Origin of the sequence: Membranihabitans marinus (genome assembly GCF_021729155.1) — a bacterium.
Lineage (GTDB): Bacteria > Bacteroidota > Bacteroidia > Chitinophagales > Saprospiraceae > Membranihabitans > Membranihabitans marinus.
The window spans coordinates 29,461-50,870 of record NZ_JAJQYA010000039.1; the positions used below are offsets into that span (position 1 = coordinate 29,461).

A 21,410-nucleotide genomic window follows, 5' to 3' on the forward strand; every position below is an offset into this window, starting at 1 on the left:
TTTCCGCATGAGTTCCTTGCGTCCACTTGAGTTAACCGATCCACATAAAATCCAAAGAGTCCACATAGATCCACTTAAATCCAACGAATCATCTTATTTACTCTTGTATCACCTTGTTTTCTCTTCTTTCCACATGAGTTCCTTGTGTCCACTTGAGCTAATCGAGCCCCATAGAATCCAATAAGTCCACATAGATACACTTACGTCCAATGAATCCTTTTGTTTACTCTTGTATCACTTTGATTTCTCTTCTTTCCACAAGAGTTACTTGCGTCCACTTGAGTTAATCGAGCCCCCTAGAATCCAATGAGTCCACATAGATCCACTTAAATCCAACGAATCATCTTGTCTGTCCTTGTTTCACCTTATTTACCCTTGTATCACCTTGTTTTCTCTTCTTTCCACATGAATTCCTTGCGTCCACTTGAGTTAACCGATCCACATAAAATCCAAAGAATCCACATAGATCCACTTAAATCCAACGAATCATCTTGTTGTCCTTGTTTCACCTTATTTACTCTTGTATCACCTTCATTTCTCTTCTTTCCGCATGAGTTCCTTTCGTCCACTTGAGTTTATCGAGCCCCCTAAAATCCAAAGAGTCCACATAGATCCACTTGAGTCCAATAAATCCTCTTGGTTCCGCTTGGATTTAATAGAGACCAACGAATCCTTATGGTTCCGCTTGCTCCCCTTAAGCCCACCTATAATTCGACTGTATAATGTTATACACATTAATAAACTAAATACTTCAGTATAATATCAATTTCTTACTTTCCACTAATTAAACAAAATATATGGCATGAATTGGCTTCAATTTAAATTCGATAAATGACCAATGATATTGGCATCAATCAGTTATGTCATTCATAAAATAAATTTCAATTCTCAACCTTACAATACTTTTCATATCTTTCACATTGAAAAAAAGAAATAATGAAAAAAATAGCATTACACTGGCAAATTTTGATTGGAATGTTTGTAGGGATTCTAATTGGATTTGTGGCAGTACAAATTAATGGTGGAGATTTTATAGCGGATTGGATAAAGCCTTTTGGTGCTATATTTATCAACTTATTAAAACTCATCGCAGTACCATTAATTATTGTATCCCTACTCAATGGTATAGGTGACTTACAAGATATTTCTAAGTTATCCAAAATGGGGACAAGGACCATCCTTATTTATATATGTACCACAATAATAGCTGTTACCGTAGGTTTAATAACCGTAAATACTTTTGGACCGGGATATAAAATTAAAGAAGAGACCAGAAATAATCTTCTTGAAAATTACGCCTCTGATGCCAGTGGTAAAATCGAAATGGCCATGAGTCAAAAAGACCAAGGTCCTCTTCAACCTTTAGTTGACATTGTCCCCGACAATATTTTCAGAGCCATGACTGAAAATGGCAGTATGTTACAGGTAATATTTTTCATTATATTTTTTGGCATTGCATTAATTCTAATCGATCCCAAAGACGCAGCACCGGTCAAGGCATTTGTCAAAGGTGTCAATGAAGTCATCCTCAAACTCATTGACATCATCATGTTGGCAGCCCCCTATGGGGTATTGGCCTTAATGGCTTCATTAGTTGTCGAAGCACCGAGTTTAGATCTTTTTCAAGCATTGTTATGGTATGGATTCTGTGTAATTTTGGGCTTGGCCATTATGATATTTGTATTTTATCCTTTGGTTGCCAAAGCCTACACTGGCTTTAGTTATCGTTCTTTTTTCAATGGCATATCTCCAGCCCAACTCCTCGCCTTTTCTACGAGTTCTAGTGCAGCTACCTTACCTGTCACCATGGAGCGTGTCACAGAGCATATGGGAGTGGATGAAGAAGTCAGTAGTTTTGTACTGCCCATTGGTGCGACCATCAATATGGATGGCACCAGTCTATACCAAGCCGTAGCTGCTGTATTTATTGCCCAAGCACTGAATATCGATTTGACTTTTACAGATCAAATAATGATTGTAGTCACTGCCACTTTGGCTTCTATAGGTTCGGCCGCAGTTCCAGGTGCCGGTATGGTCATGTTGGTTATCGTCCTGGGTTCTGTAGGCATACCGGAGGCCGGTCTTGCATTGATATTTGCGGTAGATCGTCCCCTAGACATGGCTAGAACCGTAGTCAATGTTACAGGAGACGCCAGTGTGTCTATGATTGTCGCCAAATCACTGAATAAATTAGGCATACCACATCCAAAAGGTTTGAAAGATCACTATGTTCCCCCTTCAGAATAGTTTTCTAAAACAAATTTTTACGCCTAAAGAACAACAATAGGATAAGAGACAATCCTATAGACATGCCCACAATAATATAGAAGGCAAATGGATGATTGCTCAAGGGAAGACCTTCGACATTCATACCGTAAAAACTGGCTATAAGTGTGGGCAACAATAACACAACGGTAATTATAGTCAATCGATTTACAAATAAATTCAGGTTATTTGAAATGATAGAAGCATATGCCTCCATGGTACCATTTAAGATATTGGTGTGTATATTGGCCATCTCAAGGGCCTGAGAATTGTCGATAATAACATCTTCGAATAAGTCAGTCAATTCTTCGTCATCGCCAATACGCAAGAAGTCCGTCCTCTTCATTTTCATCTTTAACAATTCGTTGGAGCTTAAAGAATTTATAAAATATACCAAACTCTTTTCAATCCGAAGCAATTGCTTCAAATCCGAACTTTGACTACTGTTGTACAATTCCGACTCTACAAGGTGTCGCTTTAAATTCAATTTCTTCAAACAAGCCAAAAAACGAATCACAATTTGCTCGAATAATCGCAATACAAAAAGAGCCCCATTACTGGGATCCCAATCCTTTACTCGGCTTTCAATAAATCGTTGCAAAATAGGATCGTCTTGACCGGATATGGTAATAATATGATCATTGGTCAAGATAATGCCAATAGGGGCAGTAAAATATACGGCTTCGTTTTCTTGGTCTTTTTCATTGATAATGGCTGAATTCACCAAAATCAAACGAGCTTCTTCTTCACGCTCATATCTTGAACGTTCATCAATATCTAATGCATCGGTAAAAAAATCGATAGGCACTTCAAAAAAATCTGCCAGTTCGTTGAGCTCATTGGGAGCAAAGGGAGGCTTGATATTAATCCAGCAACCAGGCTGTATAGAATCCAGCTCTATGACTTTTCCGCTTTCTTTGATAAGGTATTGGATCATTGCTTGTCGATTCCATTATTTGAGTAAATTTTATTCAAGTACAAGTATAAAACATCTCGCTCACAAAAAAAATTTTAATTTCTAACGACGATGTAAATTTATATTTAATTCACATTTGACCTTTATCGAAAAATTTAATAATGCGAAGCGGAGCATTGAATTTGAAAAGGCAATTTATTATCGCCTAAATTCCCCTATCTCTATTTATGGACTTAGGTAAAACGCAAGGTTTTGGAAGGATTTATTTTGGACAATATCATGGCTGGTAAAAACATAAAAAGAAAACACATCAACAATGTCAGCACGTTGATAAACAATATGAATTCTAGGTTAAATTCTATTGGAACGGCGTCTATATAATAATCGGCTTCTTTTAGTTTAAACCATTTCCATTGCTGTTGAGCAAACCCCAATCCCAAGGCCACAAAGTTGCCAATTCCCAATCCAATTAAAAGTATTCTCAGCGCCAAATAAATGAAAATACGTCGAATTTTTGCATCGGTTGCTCCAATGGCTTTAAACAAACCTATCAATTGCACCTTTTCCATTACCAAGATAAAAAATACGGTGACCATATTGATAATACATACAATCAACAATAAGCCAATAATGATTTTTTCATTGGTTTCCTGCAAACGCACCCAATTAAAAATATCGCTAAATAGTTCTTCTATACTATAATTAAATAGTTCTGAAGGGATTATATTTTCATAAATAAAATTGTCGTATTCTGCAATATCTCTTGGGTCGTCCAGCACTATTTCATAACTGGTAAATTCTTTATCGCCAAAATTCAGCACTTCCGCTACATCTTTCCGCTGTACGAAAATTATTTTTTCATCATATTCCAATAACCCTGTATTATAAATACCAGCCACCTTAAACCGACGAGGAATTTCTTTACCGTCTCGTACAAAATTTAGAATTAAATATTGACCGATTTTAGTATTCAGTTTTCGATTGATTTCCTCAGACAACAATACAGATCGAGGCTGAACCATAAAACTATCTAGACTGCCCTCAACCACAAATTTTCTAAGAACGTCGTAGGGATAGTCATCGTCAATCCCTCTAAGGATACTCCCTTCCAACTCGGTATTATTTTGCAATATCACAGGATACTGTATAATCCCTGTCACTGATTTCACCGCACCTATACTGCCTTGTGAACGCAGGTCAACTCCTTTGATCTCGTCAATGGTTTGGTCCGAAAGATGAATGGCTTCGGCATCAAAAAAATCATTCATATAATTGGCGCTAATATGAATATGACCCCAAAAATTATATATTTTATTACTGATCTGATTTTGGAATCCATTGGTGATTGCACTGGTAAGTATCATCACTGTTACACTGAGGGCTACACTCAATATACCCAACAAGAGCATAAATCTTGTAAATCGCGCGCCTTGCCCAACGCCTATCTTTTTTGCTATATACCAAATGTGTTTCATAGAATGTTTTGCAATTTGGTAAATTCTTTAGATTTTTGGCAATTAAATGTGATATTGTTTTCAAATAGTAAAAATAAATAAAAATGACCTTTTTAGAAATAATGAAATGGCGAGGAATGATTCAAGATGTGACACCAGGTCTCGATGAGTATTTAGCCCAAAACAAAACCAAGGCTTATATTGGATTCGATCCTACTGCCCCTTCATTAACCATAGGCAACTATGTGCAAATAATGTCGCTTACCCATTTTCAACAAGCTGGACATATTCCAGTGGTTTTAATGGGAGGAGCCACCGGAAGGATTGGAGACCCCTCATTCAAGGACGAGGAGCGCAGTTTGAAGACTACAGAGGAAATCGAGCGCAACTTACAACATCAAAAAGAACAATTTTACCGCATTCTCAACTTTGAAAGCGGAGACAATAAAGCGATAATGGTCAACAATTATGATTTCTACAGCAATATGAATGTCTTAGATTTTCTAAGAGATGCTGGAAAAACATTAACGGTGAACTATATGATGGCCAAAGAAAGTGTAAAAAAGAGAATTGAGACCGGTCTCTCTTTTACCGAATTTAGTTATCAAATGCTTCAAGCCTATGATTTTCAATTGTTGTATCAAAACTATGGCATTCGACTGCAAATGGGAGGGTCTGACCAATGGGGCAATATCACATCGGGCACGGAATTTATTCGTCGCAATTTGGGAGAAAAGGCTTACGCACTAACATCTCCCCTATTGACCAAAGCAGATGGGTCCAAATTTGGAAAATCTACAGAGGGGAATATTTGGTTAGATCCAGAATTGACTTCACCGTACAAGTTTTATCAATTTTGGTTAAATGCCGACGATAGAGATATCGAAAAATACATTAAAATCTTTTCTCTCAAACCAATATCAGAATTGGATGAACTCCTCAAAACGGAAACTGATCCAAGAAATCTCAAACGCATTCTTGCTGAAGAATTGACGATTAGAATTCACGGTGAAGAAAACTTCAAAGGGGTGCAAAAAGTTTCGGAATTGTTATTTAACAACAAAGTCGATAAAGATTTTATCCACCAATTGACACCTTCCGAATTAAAAGCTATATCTGGTGAAATCCCATCATTTACCATAGCCAAAGAAGAATTAACCTCTACTGATCTTATCTCCTTGATCGTCGGTGAAGACAAAATTTTTAATAGCAATGGAGAAGCGAGAAGGGCCATTAAAGGAAAGGCCTTAGCCGTCAACAAAGAAAAAGTAACGGATAATGAATTTAAGTTGGATCTTTCCCATGTTCTCCAAGGAAAATTTGTATTATTGGAAAACGGTAAAAAGAATAAGTTTATCGTAGAAGTCCAATAACACTATGAGTAAAATCGGAAGAAAAAAATTCCTAAAACAACTAACTATTGCAGGCGCCACAGGTGGTCTTGCCCTAGCTTGTGATACAGATAAAAAACAGGTTGTCAATCAACCCAATATTATCACGGAGAAGAAATACAAATGGTACATGGTCACCACTTGGCCTCCAAATTTTCCCGTCATCGGTACAGCTTGTAATCGATTTGCCGACAAGGTAAGGGAGATGTCCAATGGCCAGCTCGATATTAGAGTTTACGGGGGCAATGAATTGATTCCACCATTGGAAGTCTTCGATGCCGTGAGCTCTGGAACATCTCATCTGGGACATGGAGCTTCATACTATTGGACGGGAAAGGTACAATCGGCACAGTTTTTCACCACTGTTCCCATGGGACTCAATGCATTGGAACAAACCACTTGGATCAATCACGGAGGTGGAATGCAACTCTGGCGAGATATATACGATCGATTCAATCTTATTCCCTTCGTTTCTGGGAATACAGCTCTTCAAATGGGAGGATGGTTTAACCGAGAAATCAACAGTGTAGATGATTTCAAATCACTGAAAATGCGTATTCCTGGTTTGGCGGGAAAAATATTGAAAGACTTAGGTGCAACCCCAGTTTTGGTAGCTGGAGGTGAAATATATACCAATTTGGAAAGAGGGGTTTTGGATGCCACAGAATGGCTAGGCCCATATCATGATCGATTAATGGGATTTCACCGTATCGCCAAATACTATTACACACCTGGTTGGCATGAACCGGGCAGCACTTTGGAAATGATCGTCAACAAGGAGGCCTACCAATCATTACCCAAACACCTTCAAACCATATTGGAGGTAGCCAATGGGTATTTGAATGATTGGATGACTACGGAGATGCTCTATAGAAATGCCCAATCCTACCATGAATTAATGAATGAATCCAATTTGGAAATAAGACAGTTTAACGACGATATTTTGGATTCACTGCGGCAAAAAACCGACGAAATCCTCGATCAAATGGCTGCAGAAGATGGTGAAATTAAAAAGGTCTACGATTCTTTCCTAGATTTTAAAAAGCAAATGAAAGCCTATAGTTCTATATCGGAAAAATTGTACTACAATAAAATAAATAGCTAGAATATGATACAGCGAATAATTCAATACACAGCCATTATTTTCATAGTTAACCTGTTTTATGGATGTTCTTCTAATGAAAATCAAAATCAATCTAATAATAGCGAAAACATGAACAATAAAAAATTTCACGCCTTTGTAGGCACTTACACTGCATTTGCCACCAATGGATTGGAAAAATCTAAGGGAATATATTCCATCTATACTTCACCGGAAGATGGATCTATCACTCTAGATACCTTGTCTTACGCCGTAGATAATCCCAATTTTTTGGCTTTATCTGCGGATGAAAAATATCTCTATGCTTCTGGGGACAACGACACAGCCGAAACGATTAAAGGTGTAATTCACGCCTTTGAAGTATTAGAAGACAATACCCTTCGATATATCAATACCCAATCTTCTTTGGGCAACTCAGCCTGTCATGTCGCTTTGGACAAAAATAATAAATTTGCCTTTGTAGCCAATTACAGCAGCGGAGTATCGGCAGTCTATAACATAGAAGCAAATGGTGGTTTATCTGCCCCAATACACAAGTTTGAATTTGAAGGTTCTGGTCCGCATAAAAATCAAAAATCTTCACACCCACATCAAACCACGATATCCCCTGACAATAAATTTGCCTACATCCCAGATTTGGGAACGGATAGAATCCATGCCTTTAGAATATTATCCGATGAAAACAAAGTTGTAAAAGCTGATATCGAAGACATCACCCTTCCTCCGGGATCGGGACCTAGACACATGACCTTTCACCCCAATGGCAAATTTGCCTATGTAATCAATGAACTCAACAGCACTTTGCAAAGCTTTGAATACGATGCAGAAACTGGATTTTTAAAGAAAATTGCCCTGTATTCCACCTTGCCTGAGGGTTACGAAGATGTAAGTTATTGTGCGGATATTCATATCGATCCTAGTGGCGAGTTTTTATATGGTAGCAATAGAGGACACAATTCCTTAGTCGGCTATAAAATCAACCAGAATACTGGAGAATTGGAGGTCATAGGACATTATTCGGTAGAGGGCAATTGGCCAAGAAATTTTGCCATCAGTCCGAATGGTGAATTCGTATATGTAGCCAATCGGAAAACTGGAAATATCACTACCTTAAAAAGAGATTTAACCACAGGACAATTGAGTTTGGTAGATTCCAGCTATCAAGATATAAATGAACCAGTCTGCGTATTATTTTCCAAATAAATGTTTTACTTTTAGGGTGATAGGATATTTATAGAGAATAAAAATCGATTACCCGATGACACAGAATAGAAGGAAGTTTTTAAAAACGACAGCGGCCACTTCACTGTCCCTCGGAATAACTATGCCTAATTTGTTTGCCAACCAACATCGGAAAAAGGAAAAGCGATTGGGTATAGCTATTTTGGGTTTAGGGGGGTATGGAGGAGGACAGGTGGCTCCAGCGCTGTTAGAGACAAAGTATTGTTACTTAGCTGGAATTGTCACAGGTAGTCCAGAAAAAATTCCCGAATGGCAGGAAAAGTATAATATACCAGATAAAAACGTATACAATTACGACAATTTCGATTCAATAGCCGACAACTCGGACATAGATATTGTCTATGTAGTCACTCCCAATGCCCTGCATATGCCTTTTGTTCTAAGGGCAGCTGCAGCTGGTAAACATGTGATATGTGAAAAGCCGATGGACATATCATCGGCAAATTGTCAAATAATGATGGATGCTTGTAAAAAAGCAAAGCGAAAATTACAGATTGGTTATCGTCTGCGATATGAGCCCAGACATTTAAAGTTAATGGAACTGGCTAAAACCAAACCTTTTGGCAAAATTCAATCCATAGATACCAATTTTTCATTTTACGGAATCAACAACAGCAATTGGAGATTTACCGACCCAGCTCTTTCGGGAGGAGGTCCATTAATGGATATAGGAATATATTGTTTAGACGCTTGCCGGTATGCCACAGGGTTGGAACCTTTATCTATTACTGCCCAAAAGTACAAGACCGTCATGGACAAATTGCCGGGAATGGAGGAATCCATATTTTGGCAAATGACATTTGATGACGGCATAGTCGCCAATTGCGGGACCAGCTATGTAGCGAGAAGAAATTATATCTGGATATCGGCAGAAAAGGGCAATTACGGTATAGAGCCGGCTTTCTCCTACAGAGGCCTTGTAGGCAAGATCAAAGATCAAGTGATGGAGGATACTTCTACCGTACGACAACAAGCCCTGCAAATGGATGCCTATGCCCAGAATATACTAATGGATACAGAGGTTGTTGCCTCTGGAGAACATGGCAAACAAGACATGATTTATATAGAAGCCATTTATGAAGCAGCGGAAACAGGAAAAACCATATTGTTTTAATTCCCGAATGATGACTGAACATGACCGAATGCAGTTGCACGAAGTGCAACCCAATTGATATTTAATGGATTGGGTACTTCGTACTTCATTAGGTCATATAATGTATTCGGTCGTACTAATAATATCCCCCGCTGGCGGGGGTGCCTGAAAGGCGGGGGTGGATAAATATTAGTAAATTAAATTGACTTCCGATGTAAATTGCTATCACTCCATAACGTAGAGACGCAATGCCTTGCGACTTAATTAGGTTGTTTCGGGAGACGCAAGGCATTGCGTCTCTACGATATGGCGTCATTGCACTTTAATTCGGCAGCAAAATTCCCCTCCATTGGAGGGGTGTCAGTTGAAAACTGACGGGGTGGTATAGATTTTAAAATGGACAGAATAAACCTATCAAGATTCTGATTTAGGATATTCGATTAATACCACAAACACCAGTTTTTCAAATAACCCATATACGAAATTTATATATCAAATATATATCATAACGCTGATAATCAACTCATTAAACACCCACAACTAAAATTTTTATTTAATCGATAATCATCATGTCGGATCATTAAATGCTTTGACATGATAAATCAACCATTGTCTATCAGAAAAATAATCTATTCAGCTAACCATGTCCACCGCTGAGCCCAGTCCATGAGAAAATCTTTTCTATACTTTGAAACGGTCTTAGCGCCTTGTTGGTCAGAAATAAAGTATTCCGCCTCTGGTCGATCTCCATACCAATGTTGCCCTAGCGAATAATCACTCGCCCCTCTTTCACCAGGCCAAGGAACGATACTCACAAATTGCCCTGTTAAATTATTTAATTCCTCAATTTGACTCTGAGTTTTATAGGAGGCTCTCTCTGGTTTCTTAGAAGAATATCGTACTCCATATTGTCCATTTCCCAAATAATATCCATGCCATATTTGCTTGGATATCTCCATTTTAAAACATACTGAATCTTGAGGTATATCTATTCTAGGTCCTGGAAAACGCCACTCAATAATGGCATAAGTAGAAAGCGTATCATCAACAGTTGTATTTCTGTAAAATACACTCCGAGAACTATAACCCATCCGGGTAAATTGACCACCCCAACTCCCCCCTGTTGCATCATCAGAATCACCATCCATAAGATAGGCCAGCGACGGTGTATCGCCCATTTTTATCTGACCATCATAATAGTTTTTAAAAGCCTTGCCCATCACTCCTTTACCTTGAATATAATGATCATAATATCCTTTACTCGATATATCGGAAGGAAAACCATCATCCATAAACCAGCCTCGATAAGTCGCATTGGCTTCTATAATCCAAAGATTGGGATGATGATCCGCTATATAGTTATAGGCATTAGCACTCCACTTTTTATTCGGCCCACCAATCCAATATACTTTTATACGATTTACAATCGTCGAATCATCGTGTAAAGCCTGAGCCAAATCTTCCAATCCGCCCCATACCAAAACCCAAAGAGGCTGATCACTCTCTTTATTGGCACAGTGAATAATATGGTTAGAGCCTTCAGTAGATTGGCCATATCCTTTATAATTAGCTAGTTCTGTGCCTCCTTGTTTACATACTTCTCTCAATGAAGTTGGAGAAGGAAAATCTTTAGAATGCTTTTTTAAGTTTGGGAAATCTTCCTCATATAAATCAATTATATCCAAAAAATCTTGTTTACGTCCCATTCCATAGGGTGAAGAAACCAAGCCTTCAATTTGAAATAAATCGGCATACATCAACAAATGAATCATTGATTGAAAATCATCAGGGTCTGTACCTCCAATATCACTACTTATTAAAATCCTCGGTTTTATCTCTTCATTTACTTTTGAACTACAGGAATACAATACCGATATGGAAGCAAATATGGGGATGAAAATAAATACAAAGATGTTTATATTTTTAAAAAGAACACTTTCTTTAATCATATCTAAATCATTCAATTTTAACTAAATATAGTTATAATTGAATGATTTTACTATCGTTCGCCAATAAAAATTTCGGGATTAACCAAAGGTTCTTTCTTATAATTCCAAAATAATAAAACTGCATATCAAGGCATACTAGGGTGATATCTACTCCATAATTATCCCTGAGATTGTATGACAAAGAACTTCCTATAAATAGGATATTCCACCTTTTAAAAATAATTCTGTCGCAGTCCGTAGACTGCAACAGTTTCAACCATTATCATTTTATCTCTAATCTCGGTCGCCACTGATCGTGACCAGAAATTTCTGGAGTATAAAAGGATTGTATCTTACTCCGAGGCATTACAAACTGACCAGACCGCACAACACCCAATTCATATTCCAAAACATGTTTACCTTTTGGTAAATGTCGAATAAAAAACATAGCCTTATCCGGATCAAAAGTTTGATATAGTGACAATCCATTAATCGTTTTGAATCCACTAAAGGCAATGCCTTCATCCAATCCAGGCACCAAAGGATCGGAAACATAGACATAATCCAAATCGCGATCGGTTTCCAATAAAAGTTGTACCATTATTTTATCCCCCATTACTATTGTATCTCGAGAGGAAGGTATAATAACGCTCTTTTTGATATCCAATGGGCTATCCTCCACGATAACAACATCCTCAGGTTGGACTTCTTCTATCCATTGAATACCTAGCCAAACTGGTTGTCCACCTAAGTTAACGGCGTGCAATGTAGATAAATCCCTTGTGGCAACATCAAAAATAGAACCTCCCCCCCTATTGGAATCGGAATAAGTCTTATGAGCAGATTGTAACACAACATTGCCTGGCATTGTTAAAGTTTGTGGCGTAGCTTTCATAGCAGCCAGCATTAAATCGAATACAGCTGGATTCTCGTGCCAATCATTTGTCATTTTTTGAACGACAATCCAATGAACCGCACCTTCATTGAGCTGACTAATTGAATTGAGATTTAAGAGATCCATTATACCAGCATGTAAGTATAAATAGTTGGCTTGAGAACCCCTGAAATTATAGCGCCAATACGTTCCCAATTTCTTGGACTGTATCGCATTGTCGACAAATGATTCTGCAATTTTTAAACTGAACTCGTGATCGTGTAAGTAATGGGCAGATTTCCCAATCTGTACTTGCTGCATCCAATCCACTGATGTCCATTCTGCATAGATTACCTTCTTAATTGAATCCCAAAAATCTTGATGAATGTCTTGGATTTCATACTCATCCATGTACTGGGATCTGACTTCAAAATAGTTTAAAAAACTGATTCCAATTTTATCTTTGCGTTCAGGATCTGCCTTCGTCAGTGTTGTCCATCTCTCAAAATTAACCTTGTCTAAATACGAAATGGCATTTTCTATAATACGGGGCTCAACATTATTATCAATATTCAAACTCTCAATTTTGGCCAGTGAGGCCAATAATCTCAAAGTGATATAAGGATCTGATGGCCACCCACTAATCCATGGAAATCCACCATCGGGATTGACTGCTACCATCCATTTATCAAAATTTTGACTAATGATATTTCTCATATGGTTGTCATCAAAATACAAAGCCATCATTTGCATTTGCTCCTCCATTGAAGCATTTTGTTTGACCCATGGCGTTTGTATAATAGGCTGATATTTGGCCATGGACTCATCGCCTAATCTCCCTTTTAACTGTCCCAATGACTTCCAAGATTGATACAATTCTTCAAATCCTGGAATTTTTTGCCCTATATACTGCCCCAGTGTAGCATATAAGTAATTTCGCAACATTTGATCCGTGGTCCGCGGTTGAGGATTATCCAGATATGGCAAAGACTTTAACAATTCCACATACATATTGTCAATAATTCGCAATTTTACTTGTTTAATTTTGGAATCAGTGGTAATTAATTGGTTAAACCTATAGGTTTCTCCAGGCTTCAACACCACCATATCACCGCTAATAATGTTTTCTTTCGAAGGCAAAATATCAATATAGTGTTCTACTTCATCCCATTGATGACCTGAAGTATTCATGAGTTTAGCAACCAAACGAAGAGCATCCTTGGCTTCTGCATCAGCTTCTATTGCAAAACTATAGGACTTACTGCCATTTGCCGGTATTTGATAAGATTGACTATCCATTTTATGATGGACTGAAGAATCTGGCCACATCCCCATCTGACTCAATTCTAATACCCCATTAATGGGCTTTGATGTAGTATTGAATATTGTGTAACGCACATTCACTAAATCCCCTTGACGCATATATTCTGGCAAATACGACTCTACGTATACATCTTTCTTGGTTATCAAATCAAATGAATAGGTTGCCGTAGCCAATGCGGTGTCGTGAGCCAAAACTAAAACTTTCCACCTCCCGATTTTATCATTGGTAGAAAAGGGAATGGATATACTGCCATCTTCAGCGGTATGAAGCTTGCCTACAAAAAGCAAATTCTCACTAAAATCACTGCGTTTCCCACCTTCTTCACCCCCTTCTACTTCAGGAGATGGTGGACTGGCAACCATGTCCGTTGCTGCAGCTTCACTAGCCACCTCCATTAATCCCCCATCATCATTTCTGCTCATGGATTTGGCCATATACATTGTACCGCGCACAGGGTATTGCAGCCCAATATTTGGCAATTGCGGTTTGTGAATCCGTGGCACATCGATCGGATTGTCCCAGTAATTATTCTCAAAACCAATAACTTGTGCCAAATTAGTGGACAGAATATTCGCATGGATGTAGGAATTAAATTTTCTGAAAAAATAATTCTCTGTAGTCCATTCATTGGCTTTGTAAGCATCCAATGATGCATCGTAAATAGCAATGGCAACTTCCGATGGTAGACCCTGGCCATACACATCTACAATATTGAAATCCAATGAATAATCCTTATTTACATCTAGGGAGTCCAAACCGTCATTTCTGATGATTTTCAAACTCTTTTCTCTCCATGGAATATCTATAAAATAGGACTCAATCTTGGTTCGGTTATACAACTGACCAATCACTTTAATAGGAATACCTCCCAAATCACTAGCCCGCAATTTTATCTTATAAGTCTGATTGCCTTTCAATGATATGATCTTCTCTTCGCCACTGGGACGCACATAGACCAATAGCAATTGTTTCAGTTTTTTGTGCGTATAAAAGCGCAATTCCACCTCATCACCTGGTTGGTATTGATCCTTATTAATATCAACTACAAATGGAGAATGCATTAGATCGAAATCTTCATCATCATAACCAAACAAATATTTTTGGTCAACTGATTTTCCGTCATCTTGAACCACTTCGATTTTATAATAACCCGGATTTTTGATCATGGCATCAATCATCAAATCCAAACTTCCATCCAGATCAATTCCCTCTTGATACACCACAGTTTCGATCTCCCATAGCTCCCATGTTTCCATACTGGGTTGGGGAACAGGCATTATATGGGAATCGTATTTTTCCAGTGACACTATAGGTTGATCGGGATTGGCCCATAATCTAGGTACCATATATTTCTCTGGAAGTCTAAGTGAAGACACTACGATTTTTCCACTCCACGGGGTTGGATTACCCAATCCATCTTTGGCCTTTAATTTTATAAGTCCACCACTATTCAATTTCACTTGATCACTGACATCAATTGACAGATACTTTTTATTTTCATCCACTGGTGTCAAAACCGATGTCTCTTGGATTTCTCCTGAGAGCGCGGTTGCAGATATTGAAAAATCATAATTATACGATGACCAACCATCATTTTTTAAGGGTATAATGGGTTCAAATTGGAATTCAAATCGCCCATTATCATCAGAATTCACCTCTGTACTAAACAACAAAATGGGTTTTTCATTTCCGGGATAATAAAACCATCGTTGCTGTTGCTTTAAATAAACCTCAATCTTCACCTTTCCTTCTTGTATAGGAAATCCCGCATACGTTTTAAGATATCCGAAACCATTGACCGACTTTGGAGTCATTTTAATATCTTCTGCGTTAAAATGGATCTCGTAATTAGGTCTTTTATATTCTTCTATTAAAATCGATTTTTGCCCTGACAAATTACTAGACAATGTCCAGTTCCCCTTTAATCCCTGATTGGGAATGGGAATAATAGCGGTGTAAGAACCCCATTCATCGGTGGTCAAACTCTTTTTCCAAACTTCTTGACCATTGGCATCTCTCAAATACAAATCGATGGCCTTATTTTTTAATAAATCACTTGTCAAACGATTTGAAGAGACGACTAGCCCCTTTACAAATATTTTTTGACCGGGTTGATAGATGGCTCTATCCGTATACATTACCGTTTTTGTATCTTCGTAGTTTTCAGAAGGATACCTTCTTCCGGTATAATATCTAGGACTGAAATAGATATCTTTTTTACGCACTACTTTTACGTAGGTAGATTTGCCCAATCCTTTGTCATTGATAATAAATCTGCCACCATCGACCTTGGAATGCATCATGGGCACTGGTCGCCCTAGGTCACCATAATTGGATTCGAATAATGCAAGTTCAGCATTCTTTATAGCCGATCCTGAAGTCCGATCCAATATGTGCATCTCTTTTTTCTCTTCCAATTGGATATCGATAACATTGATATTGGATATTTGAAATAACTGACAACCAGCAATGCGAAATCCGGAGGATTCGGTATAATAGTATAAACCATATTGGCCATAAGATAGATTTTTATCCAATATATATTCACTGGAATGACTGTCATAGTCGCCAAGGTTATTGAGTTTCACGGCTTTCTCCCAAATGACTTTCTTGCCTTTTAGATCACTTATTATTTGATTTTCATTATTCCTTCTCTGATAATTATATTGCACAAATTCCTCTGGTGTCAACTTAAATAGCTGAAAATTAACATCATCAATATTTCGATAATTAATATTGAATAACACCGAAAGTTTTTTGGGATAGGCGTACTCCATTTCTATCTGAAGTTCTTTGGCCAAAATACTCTTTAACACCTGCTGCAATGCAGCTACATCTGAAGGCAAGGCAGTATTAGAAAACAAAGAAAGTCCCGAATCAACTATAGACTTAGCGGTTATATAATCTCCTTTACCCTGAAACAAAATTGCTTTTAGATAATAGGCTTTTAATATATGAGGCTCTTCTTTATAGGTAGTCATTAATCCATCCAACAAGTTGACATATGGAGTATCACTATTAGTAGCGAATTGACCATGAACTAGCTCTGCTCGTTGTAAGACAATCTCTAGATATACCTTGTAGTCTTTTCGGCTGAGGTGAAATTGCTCCCAATCGCTATAAGCTTGAAGTAAATCGATGTCTGCGGAAGGATATTTGTTGTCGGATTCAAGAACAGATTGCAGATCTTCACTGAAATAAGAGGCTTTTCCATCTTCTCCCATGGAAATTTCAGACGGAATACCGGAATACCGTTTATTTTGTAAAAATTGAATGTTTCTATCCATTAATAAATCGTATAGGGTAGGTAACCAGGTATAATCTAATGCTTCGTCATCGGGATAAACAGATTGGAATTTAGAAGATTCAATGGTTTTTAGTCCTTGAGGCTGCACACTCCTCATGTACAGAGATTTCATCTTATCGATAAAGTTTGCCTCAGACCACAGCGACAGATCATCGCTCGAAATCGATGAAGTATCCGTACGATTACTGATTTTATATCGATGTCTTTCAAAATACAGACTATACATCTCGGCTGTGTAACTATCCAAAATAGCTTGCAAAATGGAAGAAGTTGGTTTCTTAGATTCTACTGCCTGGATCATGCTTAGCAGAGCTTCATCATCTATATAATAGCTACTATTGACCATGACAATTAGAGATTTTATCACAGCGGGCACATTCTGAGACTGAATAGCTTTATCAAAAATCGCTTGAGACAGTGTATAACGACTTCCTTGTTTGCCTTCTTTGGATAATTCCTCCAGTTTTTGCCAATCAGAAGAAAAAACATCGTCCCAATGCAAGTCATCTGTTTGCTGGGCCATGAGTGAACAAAGGGAGAACATCATGATGGAGGAAATATATATTTTTACTAATTTCATAGACTGGGTTTTGACTTATATACCAAATGCATTTAGTATTATACGTATTACATTCTAAAAGATCAAGATAATTATATAAAAAACGAAATTATCACATAGGATAATATAGCCATTTTAATGGATATTATATCTTGACACAATCACCTTTAAGATGGAATGAAACAAGAAAAAAATCAAAATAAAAACACAATTAACAAGATGATAACAATATAGTGTTTTTAATAGAATCTCTGTATATCGACTTCTGTGGGTAATTCTTGATTTTTAAATACAAATTGATAAAATACATTGGCGAAATAAGGAATTAAACTGGTTCCTTTTGAGCCAAATCCATTAAATATAGCAATAGAATGGTTGCTAGGATGATACCCCATAATTGGTCGACGATCTTCGGTGGCAGGTCTAAAAGCAGCTAGATGACTCCGTACTTCGTAGGGTGATTTCATCATCAAGTCGAGATGTTTTATTAAGTATTTTTTGCCTCCAGCTGTAGGTTCTTCGTTGTCACATTCCCATGTATTATAACTTCCCACCCAAAATTCTTCCCCCTCAGGAATAAGAAATAATCGCTGTTTCAGAATAGAATCCAGAGGTAATTGAGGACTGGACAATTTGAGAACCTCCCCTTTATTTATATTAAAGCCAGGCCATGTAAACCCCCTACTATCAGTCGAATGTGCTCCTCGAGCTAATATAACTTTATTTGTAATATAATCTTTGTAACGGTGAGAGGATTGACTTTCATCTAGAGATTCAATCTCAAAATTATCTTCATACCATATACCTTTTGATTTCAAAAAATCTATACCTCGATCCAAAAAAGTAATCGTGTCTAATTGATATCCTTTAAAAACATAGCCCAAATCAGGGAAGGAAGTCAAAGTCTGAAACAAGGTCAATTCATCTGCTGTCATTGGTCTACATAATTCGCCATAATCACTCAGTTTGGCATCGAGATCATTGACCAATCGATGATCGGTAATCGCCCGGTATATATCAATGGACTTAAAAAAACGAGAGTTAAATATTTTCTCCCAATACTGATATTCTGACACAAAAACAGGCTGCAATTCATCGTATAGCCAAGTCTTGACAAAGCGCCGTCCAGTAATGGGATTGATCAAACCAGAGGCAATCCTCGAAGACGAATGTTCTTTGTATTTATCTATAACAATAAAAGAGAGTCCCTCTTTATAAAATTTTAGCGCAAGATGTAGACCAGCTAATCCTCCACCGACTATGATGACATCAATGTTATTCTTCACTCGTGGATAATATCTGTGGATCGTATTTTACATAGATGTGAATCCATACTGATCGAGCCAATCTGAAAAAATAGACAAAAGTAAGTGCTCCAACAGCAATAATAATCATCATAGCCTTGTTAAATTCCATGCCCATGACGAAAATCAAAATGGCACCAATGGCAAAGAACAACCAGGCCGTCATACCATAGCCAATAAACATTGCTCCATAGAAAAATCCGGGCTCAGGAAAATAATTTTGATTACATGTAGGACATCTTTCAGGCATATCGAAAGATTTGGATAGACTAAAAGGCTGCACAAACAACTTGCCTTTTCTACATTTTGGGCAGGTCATTTTAAATATAGAACGTAATAATCCCATTATTATTAATTAATTAAACAGTAAAAAATTGATATGCAAAATTAACTATTTAAGCCGATTCAAATAGTAATACAGTATAAATATTCTATATTGATAAGAAATAGACCAGCATTTAGGTAAATATGAAAAAAATCAAAAAAGTACTAATTGCCAATAGAGGAGAAATTGTATCAAGAATTATCTCAACCTGTCGTAAAATGGGCATCACTTCCGTCGCTGTATACACAGAAACCGATGCGGAATTGCCCTATGTCGGTGAAGCTGATGAGAAATATTTGTTGCAGGGCAATAGTATCGCCGACACCTATTTGTCTATAGAGACCATTATATCTATTGCTGTACTCTGTAATGCCGATGCCATACACCCCGGATATGGATTTTTAAGCGAGAATCCAAGATTTGCGACTGCTATCGAGGAAGCCGGATTAATGTTCATTGGTCCATCGGCTCAAAGTATGGAATGGATGGGCAATAAAATTTCAGCTAAAAAATTGGCTCTTGATGCCGAAGTCCCATTAGTACCTGGTGATGCTTCTACCATAATCCATCATCAACACGCACGAAATGTGGCCAATCAGATCGGCTATCCAGTACTCATAAAAGCAGCAGCTGGAGGTGGCGGCAAAGGTATGAGGAAGGCGAATGATGAAACTGAATTAATCCATTACATTGATTTGGTAAAAAGTGAAGCAGAAAACGCATTCGGCAATGGTGAAATATTCATTGAAAAATTTATTGAAAATCCGAAACACATAGAGATTCAAATATTTGGTGACTGTGATGGCAATATTGTCCATCTATACGAAAGGGATTGCAGCATACAACGAAGACATCAAAAAGTAATAGAAGAAGCACCCGCAATGGTTCTGTCCAAGGATACAAAAGCTAAATTGTATAAATCTGCTATTGAACTAGCCAGAAAATGTAATTATTTCAGTAGTGGAACCGTAGAATTCTTAGTAGATAAATATCAAAATTTCTACTTTTTAGAAATGAATACCAGATTACAGGTTGAACATCCAGTCACAGAAATGATCACCGGTATTGACTTAGTAGAATGGCAAATAAAAGTGGCTGAAGGAAAACCTCTTCCTCTGTCTCAGGAAGAAATATCTTCAACCGGTCATGCCATTCAATTGAGAATCTATGCAGAAGATTATACTGATGGCTTTACACCATCACCAGGGGAAATTATACATTTTGAAATTCCAACTTCTGACAGGGTTCGCTTAGACAGTGGATTCAAATCCGGTAATTCGGTTTCTCTTTATTACGATCCAATGATAGCCAAACTCATAGTTTGGGGTAATACGAGAGCAGAAGCCATATCGACCATGCAAAAAACCATAGCCTCCAGTCGAATCCAAGGCATAATGACAACTATGGCCTTTGGAGATTATGTACTGACGGATGAAGAGTTTATCACTGGAGAATACACCATAGAATACATATCATCTGTCTCCGTAGATCAACTTACGGCTAAAGAAAAGCAATTGGGTAAAATAGCAGCTTTATTCTGCCAGGAATACCTAGCCAACCACAATAAAAAGGCTTTTTTAGGTTGAGTAATGCCCTAATTATCTGATTCAAGCGATGGATTTTATGATTCAGCAGTGAATTAATTGTGTCGTAATCTTTGTCATACCATCTGTCATTGATTGAATTCAAATACAATTGTAAGTGACCAAGCAACTATGTCTTTGTGCTATAATTAATCGAGATGAAGCTTTTGCAAAATGAACAGCTTAATTTATTGGTTTTATCATAGAATACGAGGTCATGCTCATTCACACCCACGACACTATGGTCGTGGCTCCCTCATCAGATGAACATTTAGTTCATCGACTTGCTCTTTCCTCACCCACCCAATGCGCAGAGGCATAGGTGCCTTCATCCTATGTAACTTCATTCAGTTATATTCGGTTGTGAACTTCATTCAGTCATGTTCGGCCACCTTAATCGTTGATTATATTTCAAACACAGGCAGAAATACTACTTAGTTTTCCTCTTAAACACCTTCATATTTTTCTACTTTTTCATTGTATTAAAAAGGAAATATTAAATTTTATTTATCAAACATCATCAAAAAGCTAAATACTTAAATCGAAGTACATCTTCTAGTAAATCCAAAGATGACCGTGATCTGTAAATGTAATTGGTCTTACATCCACGGTCAGATTTATTCACCACTACGGCTACATAGATTTGCACAAAGGACACAAATAGTTTGTAAGCGACCAAGCAACTACGTCTTTATGCAGTAATCAATCGAGATGAACCTTTTGTAAAATGAACAGCTTAATTA

At 37.5% G+C, this 21,410-nt stretch carries 12 protein-coding genes; 6 read left to right on the top strand and 6 right to left on the bottom strand.

The features are described from left to right. The first annotated feature begins 936 nt into the window (after window positions 1-936). Window positions 937-2,247 carry a dicarboxylate/amino acid:cation symporter gene (locus LVD51_RS17555; RefSeq protein ID WP_236972673.1) on the top strand — a complete coding sequence of 437 codons (1,311 nt, stop codon included), beginning with the start codon at window positions 937-939 and terminating at the stop codon, window positions 2,245-2,247. Window positions 2,248-2,251: 4 nt separating this feature from the next. Here LVD51_RS17555 and LVD51_RS17560 read toward each other — a convergent pair whose 3' ends face one another. Further along, a complete protein-coding gene (locus LVD51_RS17560; protein ID WP_236972674.1) occupies window positions 2,252-3,202 on the bottom strand; it encodes a magnesium transporter CorA family protein in 951 nt (316 codons plus the stop codon). Window positions 3,203-3,414: 212 nt separating this feature from the next. Further along, a complete protein-coding gene (locus tag LVD51_RS17565; RefSeq protein WP_236972675.1) occupies window positions 3,415-4,656 on the bottom strand; it encodes an ABC transporter permease in 1,242 nt (413 codons plus the stop codon). A gap of 83 nt (window positions 4,657-4,739) precedes the next feature. Here LVD51_RS17565 and tyrS point away from each other — a divergent pair, with 83 nt between their 5' ends. Genes tyrS through LVD51_RS17585 form a run of 4 tightly spaced genes read left to right on the top strand, consistent with a single transcriptional unit; the run spans window position 4,740 to window position 9,484 of the window. Continuing rightward, window positions 4,740-6,008: a tyrosine--tRNA ligase gene (gene tyrS, locus LVD51_RS17570; protein WP_236972676.1), complete on the top strand. Its 1,269-nt coding sequence runs from the start codon at window positions 4,740-4,742 to the stop codon at window positions 6,006-6,008. 4 nt (window positions 6,009-6,012) lie between these two features. Then, on the top strand, window positions 6,013-7,131 hold the full coding sequence (locus LVD51_RS17575; RefSeq protein ID WP_236972677.1) for a TRAP transporter substrate-binding protein: 1,119 nt from the start codon (window positions 6,013-6,015) through the stop codon (window positions 7,129-7,131). A gap of 3 nt (window positions 7,132-7,134) precedes the next feature. Further along, window positions 7,135-8,331: a lactonase family protein gene (locus tag LVD51_RS17580; RefSeq protein WP_236972678.1), complete on the top strand. Its 1,197-nt coding sequence runs from the start codon at window positions 7,135-7,137 to the stop codon at window positions 8,329-8,331. Between the two features lie 55 nt (window positions 8,332-8,386). Beyond that, window positions 8,387-9,484 (top strand): Gfo/Idh/MocA family protein, encoded by a 1,098-nt coding sequence (locus LVD51_RS17585; RefSeq protein ID WP_236972679.1) that lies wholly within the window; start codon window positions 8,387-8,389, stop codon window positions 9,482-9,484. 608 nt (window positions 9,485-10,092) lie between these two features. Here the strand turns inward: LVD51_RS17585 and LVD51_RS17590 are convergent. The 4 genes from LVD51_RS17590 to LVD51_RS17605 all read right to left on the bottom strand — a co-directional run bounded on the left by LVD51_RS17590 (window position 10,093) and on the right by LVD51_RS17605 (window position 19,105). Continuing rightward, the gene (locus tag LVD51_RS17590; RefSeq protein WP_236972680.1) at window positions 10,093-11,412 is read right to left on the bottom strand and encodes a nucleoside hydrolase-like domain-containing protein; all 1,320 of its coding nucleotides are present in this window, start codon (window positions 11,410-11,412) and stop codon (window positions 10,093-10,095) included. A 262-nt stretch (window positions 11,413-11,674) separates the two neighbouring features. After that, window positions 11,675-17,476: an alpha-2-macroglobulin family protein gene (locus LVD51_RS17595; protein ID WP_236972681.1), complete on the bottom strand. Its 5,802-nt coding sequence runs from the start codon at window positions 17,474-17,476 to the stop codon at window positions 11,675-11,677. Window positions 17,477-17,694: 218 nt separating this feature from the next. Further along, complete coding sequence (locus tag LVD51_RS17600; RefSeq protein ID WP_236972682.1) at window positions 17,695-18,741, bottom strand: NAD(P)/FAD-dependent oxidoreductase; 1,047 nt, start codon at window positions 18,739-18,741, stop codon at window positions 17,695-17,697. After that, on the bottom strand, window positions 18,731-19,105 hold the full coding sequence (locus LVD51_RS17605) for a DUF983 domain-containing protein (RefSeq protein ID WP_236972683.1): 375 nt from the start codon (window positions 19,103-19,105) through the stop codon (window positions 18,731-18,733). The genes LVD51_RS17600 and LVD51_RS17605 overlap by 11 nt, the downstream gene beginning before the upstream one ends. 122 nt (window positions 19,106-19,227) lie before the next feature. Between LVD51_RS17605 and LVD51_RS17610 the strand changes: the two genes are divergently transcribed. Beyond that, the gene (locus LVD51_RS17610) at window positions 19,228-20,670 is read left to right on the top strand and encodes an acetyl-CoA carboxylase biotin carboxylase subunit (protein WP_236972684.1); all 1,443 of its coding nucleotides are present in this window, start codon (window positions 19,228-19,230) and stop codon (window positions 20,668-20,670) included. Window positions 20,671-21,410: the final 740 nt, after the last annotated feature.

What these genes read in the sequence shown, in the direction of transcription:
- LVD51_RS17555 (WP_236972673.1), top strand. Translation starts at nt 937, where the DNA reads ATGAAAAAAATAGCATTACACTGGCAAATTTTGATTGGAATGTTTGTA.
- LVD51_RS17560 (WP_236972674.1), bottom strand. Translation starts at nt 3,202, where the DNA reads ATGATCCAATACCTTATCAAAGAAAGCGGAAAAGTCATAGAGCTGGAT.
- LVD51_RS17565 (WP_236972675.1), bottom strand. Translation starts at nt 4,656, where the DNA reads ATGAAACACATTTGGTATATAGCAAAAAAGATAGGCGTTGGGCAAGGC.
- tyrS (WP_236972676.1), top strand. Translation starts at nt 4,740, where the DNA reads ATGACCTTTTTAGAAATAATGAAATGGCGAGGAATGATTCAAGATGTG.
- LVD51_RS17575 (WP_236972677.1), top strand. Translation starts at nt 6,013, where the DNA reads ATGAGTAAAATCGGAAGAAAAAAATTCCTAAAACAACTAACTATTGCA.
- LVD51_RS17580 (WP_236972678.1), top strand. Translation starts at nt 7,135, where the DNA reads ATGATACAGCGAATAATTCAATACACAGCCATTATTTTCATAGTTAAC.
- LVD51_RS17585 (WP_236972679.1), top strand. Translation starts at nt 8,387, where the DNA reads ATGACACAGAATAGAAGGAAGTTTTTAAAAACGACAGCGGCCACTTCA.
- LVD51_RS17590 (WP_236972680.1), bottom strand. Translation starts at nt 11,412, where the DNA reads ATGATTAAAGAAAGTGTTCTTTTTAAAAATATAAACATCTTTGTATTT.
- LVD51_RS17595 (WP_236972681.1), bottom strand. Translation starts at nt 17,476, where the DNA reads ATGAAATTAGTAAAAATATATATTTCCTCCATCATGATGTTCTCCCTT.
- LVD51_RS17605 (WP_236972683.1), bottom strand. Translation starts at nt 19,105, where the DNA reads ATGGGATTATTACGTTCTATATTTAAAATGACCTGCCCAAAATGTAGA.
- LVD51_RS17610 (WP_236972684.1), top strand. Translation starts at nt 19,228, where the DNA reads ATGAAAAAAATCAAAAAAGTACTAATTGCCAATAGAGGAGAAATTGTA.